The organism is Streptomyces sp. NPDC096323 (assembly GCF_040302845.1).
Classification (GTDB): Bacteria; Actinomycetota; Actinomycetes; order Streptomycetales; family Streptomycetaceae; genus Streptomyces.
In genome coordinates this window covers 183,903-196,906 of the sequence record NZ_JBEOSI010000005.1, presented here as the reverse complement: position 1 = coordinate 196,906, position 13,004 = coordinate 183,903, and the positions used below count along the sequence as shown (strand labels likewise).

Genomic DNA, 13,004 nt, shown 5'->3' with positions numbered 1-13,004 from the left:
TTTCGGTGCGGGGGAGGGTATTGAGCTGCTGTCGGCTGAGTATGCACAAGTGCGTTGGAGTGTCTGGGAGTGAGTCTGGTGGCGCGGTGGGTGAGGGTGGGAACGGGAGTTCTGGGGTCGAATGGGTGACCTTGGTGGTGGTGGCTCGTTATGTCGGGTGACGGGTTGTTCGGCGGTTGGCGGGTGGAGGGTGTGGTCATCAGTGGGTGGTGTGCGGGAGTTGGCGGCGTCGTTCGTGGCCCGGGGCCCGTCCGGGGTGGCTGTGCGGGACAGCGGCCTTGGCCCAAGGTGTGATCGGGGTCGATACCAACGCCGACCACTTCGCCGCCTACCGCCTCGACCTCCACGGCAACCCGGTCGGCGAACCCCACCGCTTCCCCTACGACCTGACCGGGCCGCCCACCACCGTGACGCGCAACTGCGCCACGCCCTCACCCGCCTCCTGCACTGGGCCCGCCATACCGGTGTGGGTGCGATCGCGATCGAGGACCTCGACTTCAGCGCCGAGAAGACGCGGGAGAAGCACGGCCGCAGGAAACGGTTCCGGCAGCTGATCTCCGGTATCCCGACCGGCAGGCTCAAGGCCCGACTCGTCTCCATGGCCGCAGAACATGGTCTGGCCATTGTGGCGGTCGATCCGGCCCACACCTCAAGGTGGGGTGGTCAGCACTGGCAGAAGCCACTGACCACTCCCCGCCGCAGAATGTCCCGTCACGATGCCGCTGGTATCGCGATCGGGCGACGCGCCCTCGGACACCCGATCCGGCGTCGGACGGCACCGCCCCGTGCACACCAGAGCGATGTGCACGGGCATCGGACCGTCCAGGCCGACCGGCGTGCCCCTGGGCGTGAGGAACCCCGCCCCCGCATCCCCGGACCACGGACACGATCCGTGCCACCGGACGCGGCGAGAACGCGGGCGACCAGGACACCCAAAACCGTTCGGGATGTCCGCAGCGAGCAAGAACGGGTACAAGACTCACTCCTGCTCACTGAATAGGAACGGGAGTCGTACGTCATGGACTGGCTGAAAAAACTCCCCGTCATCGGGCCGCTCGTCTCCCGGCTGATGGAGACGCACGCCTGGCGCAGTTACGAGACGCTGGAACGGGTGCACTGGGCGAGGCTCGCCGCAGCGATCACGTTCATCAGCTTCCTGGCCCTCTTCCCGCTGATCGCGGTCGCCGCGGCGATCGGTGCGGCGCTGCTCTCCGACAAGCAGCTCAAGACGATCGAGGACAAGCTCGCCGACCAGGTGCCCGGCATCTCCGACCAGCTCGGCATCGACAGTCTGGTGGCGCACGCGGGGACGGTCGGGCTGGTGGCCGGCGCGCTGCTGCTCTTCACCGGCATCGGCTGGATCGGCTCGATGCGGGACTGCCTGCGCGCTGTCTGGGAGAAGGACGACCAGGACGAGGGCAACCCCGTCCTGCGCAAACTGAAGGACGCCGGGGTCCTGTTCGGGCTGGGCGGGGCCGCCCTGGTGACCATGGCGATCTCCTCGGTCGGCTCCGTGGCCGTCGGCCGGATCGCCGATCTGGTCAACATCCCGGAGGGCGGCGCGGGCGGGGTGCTGCTGCGGATCGCGGCCCTGGTCGTGGGGGTGCTCGCCGACTTCCTGCTGCTGCTCTACCTGCTGACCATGCTGCCCGGCGTCGAACCGCCGCGGCGCCGGCTGATGGTCGCCGCCCTGATCGGCGCGGTCGGCTTCGAACTGCTCAAGCTGCTGCTCGGCAGCTATATGAGCGACGTCGCCTCGAAGAGCATGTACGGGGCGTTCGGCGTCCCGATCGCCCTGCTGCTGTGGATCAACTTCACGGCGAAGCTCCTGCTGTTCTGCGCCGCCTGGACGGCCACCCCGGGCAAGGACGAGGCCGGTCAGGTGGAAGGCGCGGAGCAGGACTCCGCGCCCGCCGCCGGAGAGGAGACCGGCGGAAGCACCCTCAGCCGCGGGGGAGACGGCGTACCAGGTCCGGCAGCGGCCAGCGCCGGTTGACCAGGAACACCGCCCCGGCCACCAGGACCAGCACCCCGCCGACGATCGCCAGGGCGATCCCGGCGCCGCCGGACTCGTCGGCCGCCGCGGCGGCCTTCGTGGTCCCGGGTCCGTGTTCCCCCGCGTCCGCGGCAGGCTGCTCGGCCTGGGCACCCTTGCCCGTACCCGTACCCGTACCCGTCTCGGCGGACTTCGGCGGGACGAGTTCACCGACCGGGGTGACCTTGCCGGTGGCGGCGAAGCCCCAGTCGAGCAGGCTGGCCGCTTCCTTGTAGACGGCGTGCGTCTCCTTGGACGACGGGTTCATGACGGTGACGAGCAGGACCTTGCCGTTGCGCTGGGCGACTCCGGTGAAGGTGTTCCCGGCGTGCGTCGTGTAACCGTTCTTGACGCCCGCGACGCCGCTGTACTGGCCGACGCCGTCGGCCCCCGTCAGCAGCCGGTTGGTGTTCTGGATGCCGAAGCTCTCGCGCTTCTCGCCCTTCTTCTGCTCGCCGGGGAACTGCGCCGTCGCGGTCGCGCAGTACTCGCGGAAGTCCGCCTTCTGCATACCGCTGCGGGCGAACAGCGTGAGGTCGTACGCGCTGGAGACCTGGCGGGGGGCGTCGTACCCGTCGGGCGAGACCACCGTGGTGTCCAGGGCCTGGAGCTCGACCGCGTGCGCCTGCATGTCGGCGACGGTCTTGGGGACACCCCCGTACATCGAGGCCAGGACGTGCACCGCGTCGTTGCCCGAACGCAGGAAGACCCCGAGCCACAGGTCGTGCACCGTGTAGCTGAGGTCCTCCTTGACGCCGACCAGGCTGCTGCCCTCGCCCATACCGGCGAGATCCGCGTCCTTCACCGTGTACGAGAGCGTCTTCGGCTGCAGTGCCGGTGCCTCGATCAGGGTGTCGGCGAAGAGCATCTTCAGCGTCGACGCCGGAGGCAGCCGCCAGTGCGGATTGTGCGAGGCGAGTACGTCACCGGTCTCGGCGTCCGAGACCATCCAGGACCTGCCGGTCAGGTTCTTGGGCAGGACCGGGGCGCCGGGGCCGAGGTTGACCTGGGTCCCGCTCCGGCCGAGCTGCGCGCCTCCGACCTGAGACATGCCGGCGGGCGGCTTCGGCTCGCCGTCCGTGGCGTCCTGACCGGCCGCCGACGCGGGACCGACGAGGAAAACGGACAGCAGAGCGGCAGAGGTGACCGACAGCGCGGCCTTCTTGAGAGCTGGCACGGTCGAAAACGTACATGCAGATGATCTGATTATTGATACCGGCGCTATGACCCGCCGTACGTGCCGCCGGGACGGCCCACCCCGGGCGAGGTGGCCGGAGCGCGGCGGAGATACTGATGCCATGAAGCTCAGCCGCCCCGTCTCCTGGTTCCTGCTCGCTTTCGGGGTGTGGAGCTGGTTCATCTGGATCACTTTCGCTAAGAACCTGTGGCAGGACGGCAGCGGCCTCGCCTTCGACGACGCGGGTGACCCGACCGCCTACTTCTGGGTTCATCTGCTGCTCGCCATCACGTCCTTTCTCCTGGGGACGGCCGTCGGAGTGATCGGGTTCCGTGGCGTCAGGTCCCTGCGCGCCCAGGACGCCTAGCGCGTCGAGTTCCGGCCGGGTCCGGATACGGGACACACAGGGATGAACGAGGCGGGGAGTGCGCATGGCGGTCATCGGTTTCGCTCTGATCGCGGCCGCGGTGCTCGCGCTGCTTGTCCTCGTGCACCGCTATGTGTGGCGCCGCCTCGTCGGTGACACGACGACACCGGGCAGCCTCCCGCGCAGGGCCGGCACGGTGGCGGCGTACGTCCTGCCGCTGCTGAGCGTCGGCGCCCTGGTCGCCGGGCGTACGGGCACGCCCTTCCCGCTCCAGCAGGCGCTGGCCTGGCCCGGCTACCTGTGGCCGGCCGCCCTGCTCTACCTGACGCTCGCCCTGCTGGCCGGGGAGCTGGTACGGCCACTGCTGCGCAGGCTGCTCGCCCGCCGGTCCGGGAGCGCGCCGGAGCCGGCCGCGCAGGAGACCGTGCCCGCCGAAGCGGCCCCCGCCCCCGCCGCGCACGCGTCCGCCGTCACGACCGCCCCGCCGGCCGCCGCCCCCGCCGACCCCTCGCGCCGCCTCTTCGTCGCGCGGGCCGTCGGTGGCGCCGCTGCTGTGGCGGGGCTCGGCACGACCGGCTACGGCACGTACGGGGTGCTGCGCGGCCCGCGCGTGAAGCGCGTCACCGTGCCGCTGGCCCGGCTGCCCCGGTCCGCCCACGGGTTCCGGATCGCCGTCGTCAGCGACATCCACCTGGGCCCGGTCCTGGGCCGGGCCCACACGCAGCGGATCGTCGACACCGTCAACCGCACCCAGCCCGACCTGATCGCGGTCGTCGGGGATCTGGTCGACGGATCGGTCGAGGATCTCGGCCCGGCCGCCGAACCGCTCGCCCGGCTCCGCTCCCGGCACGGGGCGTTCTTTGTGACCGGAAATCATGAGTACTACTCGGGGGCTGCCGAATGGGTGGACCACGTAAGGGAATTGGGCCTGCATCCGCTGGAGAACGCCCGGGTCGAGATCGACGGCTTCGATCTCGCCGGGGTCAATGACATCGCGGGCGAGAGCGAGGGGCAGGGCCCCGATTTCGGCCGGGCGCTCGGCGACCGGGATCCCGCCCGCGCCGCCGTCCTCATGGCCCACCAGCCCGTCGTCATCGACGAGGCCGTCCGGCACGGCGTGGACCTCCAGCTCTCCGGGCACACCCACGGCGGCCAGCTCTGGCCGGGCAACTACATCGCGGAACTGTCCAATCCCACGGTCGCGGGGCTGGAACGCTATGGCGACACCCAGCTGTACGTCACGCGAGGCGCGGGCGCCTGGGGCCCTCCGGTACGGGTCGGCGCCCCCTCCGACATCACCGTCGTCGAACTCGCGTCCCGGCAGGCCTGATCAGGGCGGACACCGCCGGAATGTCCCGATCGGGTGACTGGTCGTGAACCCTCTGTATCCGACGTATCGGCCCAAGGTTTCAACTAGCGAACAAAAGCCTATGAGCCTCCGATTTTCTCTTCCAGATGTGAAAATCGTGTGATTGGCTGAGCGTGAACTTGTGCGGTGATCTGCGTATCTGAGCGCGACGCCGAGGTGGGGCTGTTAAGGGAGTGCACGGCAATGCGGTCGATCCGGCTACGGATTCTCGCGATTCTCGCGGTTTTGGTCATCGCAGGCGTGGTCGCCTGGCAGTTGCTTCCCTCGAACGAGGGGAAGAGTGATCCGGTCACGGTCGGCACGACCGACGAGGTGACCTCCCTCGACCCGGCGGGCGCGTACGACGCCGGTTCGTGGGCGATGTACAGCAACGTCTACCAGTCCCTGATGACGTTCAAGTCCGGGGCGATCGTCCCCGAGCCGGACGCGGCGGAGAGCTGCGGGTTCATCGGCGGGAAGCTGCAGACGTACCAGTGCAAGCTCCGTGACGACCTGACCTTCTCGGACGGCAAGGAGATCACCGCCGAGGACGTCAAGTACTCCTTCGACCGGATGATGGAGATCAAGACGGACGTCGGTCCCTCGGTCCTCTTCCCCAGTCTGAAGAACGTGGTGACCGAGGGTCGGACCATCACCTTCAACCTCTCCGCGCGGGACGCGACCTTCCCGCAGAAGCTCGCCACCGGCGCCGGTTCGATCGTCGAGCGGGACGCGTACGCCGAGCACAAGCTGCGGGCCGACGGTCATGTGACCGGGTCGGGGCCGTACGTACTGAAGTCGTACGAGCCGGGCGTCTCCGCCGAACTTGTGCCGAACGCGAAGTACAAGGGCGCGCTGAAGAGCACCGGTGGCCCGGTCACCGTGCGCTACTACAAGCAGTCCGAGGACCTGCTGTCGGCGTGGAAGTCCGGCCAGATCGACGTGACGCACCGTCAGCTCCCGCCCTCCACGCTCGCGTCGTTGGACCCCGGTGCCGTCGACCAGCACGTGACGGAGGCCGACAGCGCCGAGATCCGCAACCTGGTCTTCAACGTCCGCGACGGCTCGCCGCTCTCCGACAAGAAGGTCCGTCAGGCCATCGCGTCGGTCATCGACCGCGCGCCGCTGGTGTCCGACATCTACAAGGGCACCATCGAACCGCTCTACTCGCTGATCCCCCAGGGCTACATCGGGCACAGCACCCCGTTCTTCGACGCGTACCCGTCGCCGAACGCCAAGCGTGCCAAGCAGTTGATGCAGGAAGCCGGCGTCGAGCTGCCGCTGCCCGTCACCTTCGCCTACCGCGACGACGACGAGTACAAGAAGGAGTCGATGGAGATCCGCCGCCAGCTGGAGGCGGACGGGCTCTTCAAGGTCACGGTGGAGGCCGTCGAGTGGCAGGCCTTCCAGAAGGGGTACGCGGCCGGCAAGTACGACATGTACACCGTGGGCTGGCTCCCCGACTACCCGGACCCCGACACCTTCAGCCAGCCGCTCGTCGGCCGTGACAGCAGCCTTCACAACGGCTACACCAGCAAGAAGATGGACCAGCTGATCAGCTCCACGCTCCAGTACAGCGACCGGAGCCGCACCTCGTCCGACTTCAAGGAGCTCCAGAAGCTGGTCGGCGAGGACGTGCCGCTGGTGCCGCTGTGGCAGAAGAAGGACTACGTCCTCGCCAAGCCCGACATCTCCGGATCGCAGTACCTCTCCGACGGCACCGGCATCTGGCGGCTGTGGGAACTGGGCTGGATCTGATCCGGCATCACACGCGGGACCGAGCGGCCGCTCCGGGATTCCTCCTGGGGCGGCCGCTCGGCCGTTCACGTACCCGCTCCGCTACTTGGCAGCCGTCCGCCCCGCCACTCCCGGCAGGAACTCCTCCAACACCTCGTGGACCTGCCGCACGAGCGGCCGCAGCACCCGGAACCGGGACAGGGCGACGGCGCGCGCGACGATCGGGGCGATGCGCTCGACAAGGCGGCGGCTGCGTTCGGCGTTGTCCGTCCGGTCGTAGACCCAGTACAGCACCAGGCCCATCTGGTTCAGCCACATCAACTGGGGCAACAGGTCGGCCAGTTCGGGGTCGACCTTGGTGCCGGAGCCCGCCAGGCAGCGCTCGTGGATGGAGATCGCCGCCTCGCGCGCGGCGACCGAGTCGGGCGAGAAAGGGCTGAGCGGGCTTTCGGGGTCGGCGGCGTTCTTGAAGAACTGGGCGGCGAAGCGGTGGTACGGCTCCGCCACGTCCAGCCAGCAGAGCAGGACCCCGCGGATGCGCACCGCGAGGTCCTCGTCGCCGGCCAGAACCGGCTGGACCGCCGCCTCGTGCTCGGCGGCGATCCGGTCGTAGAAGCCCTGGACCAGGTGCTCCTTGGACGAGAAGTAGTAGTACGCGTTCCCCACGGAGACGCCGGCCTCCTGGGCGATGGCCCGCATCGTCGTCTTGTCGTATCCGCGTTCCGCGAAGAGCCGGAGCGCGGTTTCGAGGATGAGTGTGCGGGTCTGCTCGCTCTTGGGAGCCTTGACTTCCTTCACGTCCTTCTCTTCCTTCACCACGGTCCCGAGGGTATCCGGACCGGCTACGTCGCCGGGCCGGGCCCCTGCACCCGGCAGGCGCCGCCCGCGCCCGCGCCCGCGCCCTCGCCCCCGTCCGCGCGGCACGGCTCGGCCGTCAGGGAACGGTACGCGGAGGCGGCGAGGACGGTCGCCCGGGCGAACGGGCGGCCCGCCGGGGTGGTCAGCCAGTGGGCCTTCGGCCGGTGCTCGGCCAGCGCCCAGAGGCAGACGATCCACGCGGAGGTCCCGCGGTAGGTCTGCCCCCGGTCACCGATCACCGTGATCTCCTCCAGTGTTCCGGAGTGGTCGAGGCCGGGGAAGCGGCGGTGCGCCTCGGCGGAGTCCGCCGGCACGAGGTCCAGCGGGACCAGCTGACGCTGCTTCATCAGCCACTGGCGCAGATGGACGCAGAGCGAGCACTGTGCGTCGTACAGCACGGTGAGCCGTTCGACGGACCACCGACCGCCACCGGTGCGGGGCGTCATGGCCGGCCCTCACGTCCGGGGAGCGGGAGCCGCCCACGGCCCCTGCCCCGGGCCCGTCCAGCCCTGCGGAGCGACGGGCGGGGTCTGCTCGCGCTCCATCAGGCCCCGGCGGCGGATCTTGTTGAGTACGTAGACGTTGCCCAGGTGCATGACCCCGAGGGCGAGCAGGACGACGCCGACCTTGACCGACAGGGCCTCGAAGAGCTCCCGGGCGTCGGCGACGCCGCCGGAGTTCTTCAGGTAGAGGGTCACGAACCCCAGGTTGACCAGATAGAAGCCCACCACCAGCAGGTGGTTGACCGCGTCGGCGAGCTTCTCGTTCCCGTGCAGCACATCGGCGAGGAACACCCTGCCGTTGCGGCTCAGCGTGCGGGCGACCCAGACGGTGAGCGCCACGCTGATGAGCAGATAGATGACGTACGCGACAACAGTGAGGTCCATGCCCCACCCTCCCTTGAACGCGTTCAAATGCTGTTGTCCTGGACTGTAGACCTCTCTTTGAACATGTTCAAGCCGCGGCGGCGGTGGTCGGCGTCACCGCGTCCGCGGGCTCGGCCGACGCCTTGAAGCGCCGTACGCCCGGCACGGCCGCCGTGGCCAGGCAGGCCGACCCGACGAGCAAACCCGCCACGGCGAGCGGCACTTCGGGGCCCCACGCGGAGGCGGCGAGCGGGGCCAGGGCGTACCCCAGCGGCATCGCGCCGAGCGAGAGCAGCCAGTCGTACGAGGTCACCCGAGCGAGCGCGTGCGCGGGGACGGCGGACTGGACGGCGGTCTCCCAGACCGGGTTGAGGAAGCCGAGTCCGGCCAGGGCGATCCCGTACGCCACGAGGGACGCGGCGACGGGCGCGTGCGCGGCCAGCAGGCACAGCGGCAGCGCGTACAGGGCGCCACCCAGATTGGCGGTCAGGACCGGACGGTGCGGCCGGACCCGGCCGGCCACCAGGGACCCGATCAGCAGGCCGACGGCGCCGGTCTGGAGGAAGCCGACCCAGACGCCGTCGCCGCCCAGGTCGCGGAGGAAGAGGGCGGGTCCCAGCGTCATCAGGACGGCGGCGGCGCCGTTCCACGCCGCGTGGGCGATCAGGCTGGTCCAGTACCAGTCACGGCTCCGGACCTCGCCCCAGCCCTCCTTGAGGTCGCCGATCAGGGAGCTGCGGGCAATGGGCACGTGCCGCACCTCGATCGCGGCCAGCAGTGCGGCGCTCACCGCGAAGGTGGCCCCGTCCAGGACGAAGGCCCAGCCGGGCCCCGCGGTGAACACCAGTGCCCCGGCGACGGCCGGGCCGCCGAGCCGGGCGGCGCTGCTGACCACCGCCATCAGGGCGTTGGCGCGCAGCAGCCCGTCCTCGGCCACGGTGCCGCGGATCAGCGGCGAGACGGTCGGCATCGAGAAGGCGCCGGCGGCGCCGCCGATGGCCTCCGCCACGGCGATCTGCCAGAGCGCCGGTGTGCCGGAGAGCAGTTCGGCGCCGACGAAGAGCTGGGTGACGCACCGTACGAGATCGGTGGTCAGCGCGACCGTGCGGGCGTTGAAGCGGTCACCGACCACGCCCCCGAGGGGCAGCAGGAGGAGCTTGGGGACCATGGCGCAGGCAAGTACCAGGGCGAGGGCCGATGTTGAGCCGGTGGCGAGGTAGACGGCGAGGGTGAGGGCGGCGGGGATCGCGGCGTCACCGACGAGGGAGAGGCTGCGCCCGACGAAGAGGAGGCGGAAGGACCGGTTGCTTAAAGGGTGGGACATGGGCGGGAATCTATTTCGCTTCCGAACTATTGGTCAACGAAATATCAGTTTTCGAAGCGCATCAGGTCCCGGCGTAGGCTGTGGCCCATGCAGAAGCGCGACTGGACCGACGGCCACGTGGAGCGGTGGAAGCCGGTCCTTCCGGAACTCGACCCCGATGTCGAGGGCGCGGTGACCCGGATGAACAAGCTCTCCGTCCACCTGCGGCGGGTGCGCGAACAGTCCCTGGTCGACTTCGCCCTCGACCGCCAGGAGTTCGACACCCTGCACAAGCTCGCCGGCCGCGGCGGCAAGGCCGCCCCCTCCGACCTCGCCGCCGACCTCGACCTCGCGCCCGCCTCCGTCACCGGCCGCCTGGACGCCCTGGAGCGCCGCGGATTCGTCCGCCGTACTCCCTCCGTCACCGACCGCCGCCGCGTCGACGTGGAGCTGACCGACGAGGGCCGCTCGACCTGGATCGGCGCGATGGAGTTCCTCGGCAACGAGGAGGACCGGCTGCTGGGCGTCCTCGCCAAGGACGAACGCGCCCTGCTCAACGACATGCTGCGGCGCATCATGGTCGTCGCCGAGGACAAGGGCGGCGCCGGCTGGGACTGAGCGCAGGCTGGGACTGAGCGCCGCTGGGACCGAGCGCCGCTGGGACCGAGCGCAGGCTGGGACCGAGCCCCCCGGCGTACGGCAAGAGGCCCCGCCCCCCGCAGTTGTCACTGCGGGGGACGGGGCCTCAGGTGCGCTCGGGGAATCCCCGGGATCAGAAGCGACGCGTGATCAGCGCGCGCTTGACCTCCTGGATCGCCTTCGTGACCTCGATGCCACGCGGGCAGGCGTCCGTGCAGTTGAACGTGGTGCGGCAACGCCACACACCGTCGCGGTCGTTGAGGATCTCCAGGCGCTGCTCGCCGCCCTCGTCACGCGAGTCGAAGATGAAGCGGTGCGCGTTGACGATCGCCGCCGGCCCGAAGTACTGGCCGTCGTTCCAGAACACCGGGCACGAGGACGTGCACGCGGCGCACAGGATGCACTTGGTGGTGTCGTCGAAGCGCTCGCGGTCCTCGGGGGACTGCAGACGCTCGCGGGTCGGCTCGTTCCCCTTGGTGATGAGGAAGGGCATGACGTCGCGGTAGGCCTGGAAGAACGGGTCCATGTCGACCACGAGGTCCTTGAGGACCGTGAGGCCCTTGATGGCCTCGATCGTGATCGGCTTCTCCGGGCTCAGGTCCTTGATCAGCGTCTTGCAGGCGAGCCGGTTCTTGCCGTTGATCCGCATCGCGTCGGAACCGCAGATGCCGTGCGCGCACGAGCGGCGGAACGTCAGCGTGCCGTCGGTCTCCCACTTGATCTTGTGAAGGGCGTCGAGGACACGCTCCTTCGGGTCGATCTCGATCTGGAAGTCCTGCCACTGGGCCTCGTCGGAGACCTCCGGGTTGAACCGGCGGATCCGGAACGTGGCCGTGATGTACGGCGAGTCGGCGAAACCGGCCTCGGGCTCGGGAGCCTTGTCGGCCTTTTCCAAGGTGGGGGTAGCCATCAGTACTTACGCTCCATCGGCTGGTAGCGGGTCACGACGACCGGCTTGTAGTCCAGCCGGATCGACTCGGTGCCGTCCTCGGCGACCTCGCGGTACGCCATGGTGTGGCGCATGAAGTTGACGTCGTCGCGGTTGGGGTAGTCCTCGCGGTAGTGACCGCCGCGGGACTCCTTGCGCGCCAGCGCCGAAGTCGCCATGACCTCGGCGAGGTCGAGCAGGTTGCCCAGCTCGATGGCCTCCAGCAGGTCCGTGTTGAACCGCTTGCCCTTGTCCTGGATCGACACGTCGAGGTAGCGCTTGCGCAGCTCGGCGATCTTGTCGACCGCGGTCTTGATCGTCTGCTCGGTGCGGAACACCATCACGTTGGCGTCCATGCACTCCTGCAGCTCCAGGCGGATCGCCGAGACGCGCTCGGTGCCCGCGGAGTTGCGCAGCCGCTCGACCTGGTCGATGACCATCTGCGCCGGGTTCTCGGGAAGCTCGACGAGGTCGTTCTTCGCGGCGTACTCGGCGGCGGCGATGCCCGACCGGCGTCCGAAGACGTTGATGTCGAGCAGCGAGTTCGTACCGAGGCGGTTGGCGCCGTGCACGGAGACACACGCGACCTCGCCGGCGGCGTACAGGCCCGGGACGACGGTGGTGTTGTCGGCCAGCACCTCGCCCTCGACGTTGGTCGGGATGCCGCCCATGGCGTAGTGCGCGGTCGGCTGGATCGGGATCGGGTCCGTGTAGGGCTCGATGCCGAGGTACGTACGCGCGAACTCCGTGATGTCCGGGAGCTTGGCGTCCAGCTGCTCCGGCGGGAGGTGCGTGAGGTCGAGGTAGACGTGGTCGCCGGCCGGACCGCAGCCGCGGCCCTCGCGGATCTCCGTGTAGATGGAGCGCGAGACGACGTCGCGCGAGGCGAGGTCCTTCATGACGGGCGCGTACTTCTCCATGAAGCGTTCGCCGTCCTTGTTGCGGAGGATGCCGCCCTCACCGCGGGCGCCCTCCGTCAGCAGGATGCCCATGCGCCAGATGCCGGTCGGGTGGAACTGGAAGAACTCCATGTCCTCCAGCGGCAGACCACGGCGGTAGCAGGCGGCCTGGCCGTCACCGGTCAGGGTGTGCGCGTTCGACGTCACCTTGAAGAACTTGCCGGTGCCGCCCGAGGCGTAGATGACCGACTTCGCCCGGAAGACGTGGATCTCGCCGGTGGCCAGTTCGTAGGCGACGACGCCGGCGGACTTCTTGACGCCGTCCTCCTCGACGACCAGCTGGTCCAGGACGTAGAACTCGTTGAAGAACTCCACGCCCTCCTTGACGCAGTTCTGGTACAGCGTCTGGAGGATCATGTGGCCGGTGCGGTCGCCCGAGTAGCAGGCGCGGCGGACGGGGGCCTCACCGTGGTTGCGGGAGTGACCGCCGAAGCGGCGCTGGTCGATCTTGCCCTCGGGCGTACGGCCGAACGGCAGGCCCATCTTCTCCAGGTCGAGAACGGCGTCGATGGCCTCCTTTGCCAGGATCTCGGCGGCGTCCTGGTCGACCAGGTAGTCGCCGCCCTTGATCGTGTCGAAGGTGTGCCACTCCCAGTTGTCCTCCTCCACGTTGGCGAGCGCGGCGGCCATGCCGCCCTGCGCGGCGCCCGTGTGGGAGCGGGTGGGGTAGAGCTTGGTCAGCACGGCGGTGCGGCTGCGCTTGGTCGACTCGATGGCCGCGCGCATGCCGGCGCCGCCGGCGCCGACGATGACGGTGTCGTACGTGTGGATCTGCATGGTTTACCTC

Annotated in this window: 12 protein-coding genes and 1 pseudogene; 6 read left to right on the top strand and 7 right to left on the bottom strand. The window is 69.4% G+C overall.

Going from position 1 to position 13,004, the window contains the following annotated elements; genetic code table 11:
* Positions 1-269: 269 nt before the first annotated feature.
* Positions 270-1,000, top strand: a pseudogene (locus ABTX18_RS15715) (transposase family protein); the annotation flags it as partial.
* An 18-nt stretch (positions 1,001-1,018) separates the two neighbouring features.
* On the top strand, positions 1,019-1,996 hold the full coding sequence (locus tag ABTX18_RS15710; protein WP_352123283.1) for a YihY/virulence factor BrkB family protein: 978 nt from the start codon (positions 1,019-1,021) through the stop codon (positions 1,994-1,996).
* Here ABTX18_RS15710 and ABTX18_RS15705 read toward each other — a convergent pair.
* The gene (locus ABTX18_RS15705; RefSeq protein ID WP_352123282.1) at positions 1,944-3,212 is read right to left on the bottom strand and encodes a D-alanyl-D-alanine carboxypeptidase family protein; all 1,269 of its coding nucleotides are present in this window, start codon (positions 3,210-3,212) and stop codon (positions 1,944-1,946) included. The two genes, ABTX18_RS15710 and ABTX18_RS15705, sit on opposite strands and share 53 nt — an antisense overlap.
* A 121-nt stretch (positions 3,213-3,333) precedes the next feature.
* Between ABTX18_RS15705 and ABTX18_RS15700 the strand changes: the two genes are divergently transcribed.
* The 3 genes from ABTX18_RS15700 to ABTX18_RS15690 all read left to right on the top strand — a co-directional run bounded on the left by ABTX18_RS15700 (position 3,334) and on the right by ABTX18_RS15690 (position 6,685).
* A complete protein-coding gene (locus ABTX18_RS15700) occupies positions 3,334-3,579 on the top strand; it encodes an SCO4848 family membrane protein (RefSeq protein ID WP_352123281.1) in 246 nt (81 codons plus the stop codon).
* Between the two features lie 64 nt (positions 3,580-3,643).
* Entirely contained in the window at positions 3,644-4,909 is a 1,266-nt protein-coding gene (locus ABTX18_RS15695; protein WP_352123280.1) for a metallophosphoesterase, read from the top strand.
* A 222-nt stretch (positions 4,910-5,131) separates the two neighbouring features.
* A complete protein-coding gene (locus tag ABTX18_RS15690) occupies positions 5,132-6,685 on the top strand; it encodes an ABC transporter substrate-binding protein (protein WP_352123279.1) in 1,554 nt (517 codons plus the stop codon).
* Between the two features lie 81 nt (positions 6,686-6,766).
* Here the strand turns inward: ABTX18_RS15690 and ABTX18_RS15685 are convergent, their stop codons facing one another.
* The 4 genes from ABTX18_RS15685 to ABTX18_RS15670 form a co-directional block, all read right to left on the bottom strand.
* A complete protein-coding gene (locus ABTX18_RS15685; RefSeq protein WP_352123278.1) occupies positions 6,767-7,483 on the bottom strand; it encodes a TetR/AcrR family transcriptional regulator in 717 nt (238 codons plus the stop codon).
* A gap of 23 nt (positions 7,484-7,506) precedes the next feature.
* Positions 7,507-7,968 (bottom strand): thiol-disulfide oxidoreductase DCC family protein, encoded by a 462-nt coding sequence (locus ABTX18_RS15680; RefSeq protein ID WP_352123277.1) that lies wholly within the window; start codon positions 7,966-7,968, stop codon positions 7,507-7,509.
* Positions 7,969-7,977: 9 nt separating this feature from the next.
* Positions 7,978-8,409, bottom strand: coding sequence for a hypothetical protein (locus ABTX18_RS15675; protein WP_352123276.1), 432 nt, complete (start codon positions 8,407-8,409; stop codon positions 7,978-7,980).
* Between the two features lie 67 nt (positions 8,410-8,476).
* Positions 8,477-9,712 carry an MFS transporter gene (locus tag ABTX18_RS15670; protein WP_352123275.1) on the bottom strand — a complete coding sequence of 412 codons (1,236 nt, stop codon included), beginning with the start codon at positions 9,710-9,712 and terminating at the stop codon, positions 8,477-8,479.
* A gap of 87 nt (positions 9,713-9,799) precedes the next feature.
* Between ABTX18_RS15670 and ABTX18_RS15665 the strand changes: the two genes are divergently transcribed.
* Positions 9,800-10,309 (top strand): MarR family winged helix-turn-helix transcriptional regulator, encoded by a 510-nt coding sequence (locus ABTX18_RS15665; RefSeq protein WP_352123274.1) that lies wholly within the window; start codon positions 9,800-9,802, stop codon positions 10,307-10,309.
* A gap of 154 nt (positions 10,310-10,463) precedes the next feature.
* Here the strand turns inward: ABTX18_RS15665 and ABTX18_RS15660 are convergent, their stop codons facing one another.
* On the bottom strand, positions 10,464-11,240 hold the full coding sequence (locus ABTX18_RS15660) for a succinate dehydrogenase iron-sulfur subunit (protein WP_148020328.1): 777 nt from the start codon (positions 11,238-11,240) through the stop codon (positions 10,464-10,466).
* Positions 11,240-12,994: a succinate dehydrogenase flavoprotein subunit gene (gene sdhA, locus ABTX18_RS15655; protein ID WP_352123273.1), complete on the bottom strand. Its 1,755-nt coding sequence runs from the start codon at positions 12,992-12,994 to the stop codon at positions 11,240-11,242. The genes ABTX18_RS15660 and sdhA overlap by 1 nt, the downstream gene beginning before the upstream one ends.
* Positions 12,995-13,004 lie beyond the last annotated feature (10 nt).

Coding starts and splice junctions, on each gene's coding strand:
- ABTX18_RS15700 (WP_352123281.1), top strand. CDS start 3,334: ATGAAGCTCAGCCGCCCCGTCTCCTGGTTCCTGCTCGCTTTCGGGGTG.
- ABTX18_RS15670 (WP_352123275.1), bottom strand. CDS start 9,712: ATGTCCCACCCTTTAAGCAACCGGTCCTTCCGCCTCCTCTTCGTCGGG.
- ABTX18_RS15665 (WP_352123274.1), top strand. CDS start 9,800: ATGCAGAAGCGCGACTGGACCGACGGCCACGTGGAGCGGTGGAAGCCG.
- ABTX18_RS15690 (WP_352123279.1), top strand. CDS start 5,132: ATGCGGTCGATCCGGCTACGGATTCTCGCGATTCTCGCGGTTTTGGTC.
- ABTX18_RS15660 (WP_148020328.1), bottom strand. CDS start 11,240: ATGGCTACCCCCACCTTGGAAAAGGCCGACAAGGCTCCCGAGCCCGAG.
- ABTX18_RS15675 (WP_352123276.1), bottom strand. CDS start 8,409: ATGGACCTCACTGTTGTCGCGTACGTCATCTATCTGCTCATCAGCGTG.
- ABTX18_RS15695 (WP_352123280.1), top strand. CDS start 3,644: ATGGCGGTCATCGGTTTCGCTCTGATCGCGGCCGCGGTGCTCGCGCTG.
- ABTX18_RS15680 (WP_352123277.1), bottom strand. CDS start 7,968: ATGACGCCCCGCACCGGTGGCGGTCGGTGGTCCGTCGAACGGCTCACC.
- sdhA (WP_352123273.1), bottom strand. CDS start 12,994: ATGCAGATCCACACGTACGACACCGTCATCGTCGGCGCCGGCGGCGCC.
- ABTX18_RS15710 (WP_352123283.1), top strand. CDS start 1,019: ATGGACTGGCTGAAAAAACTCCCCGTCATCGGGCCGCTCGTCTCCCGG.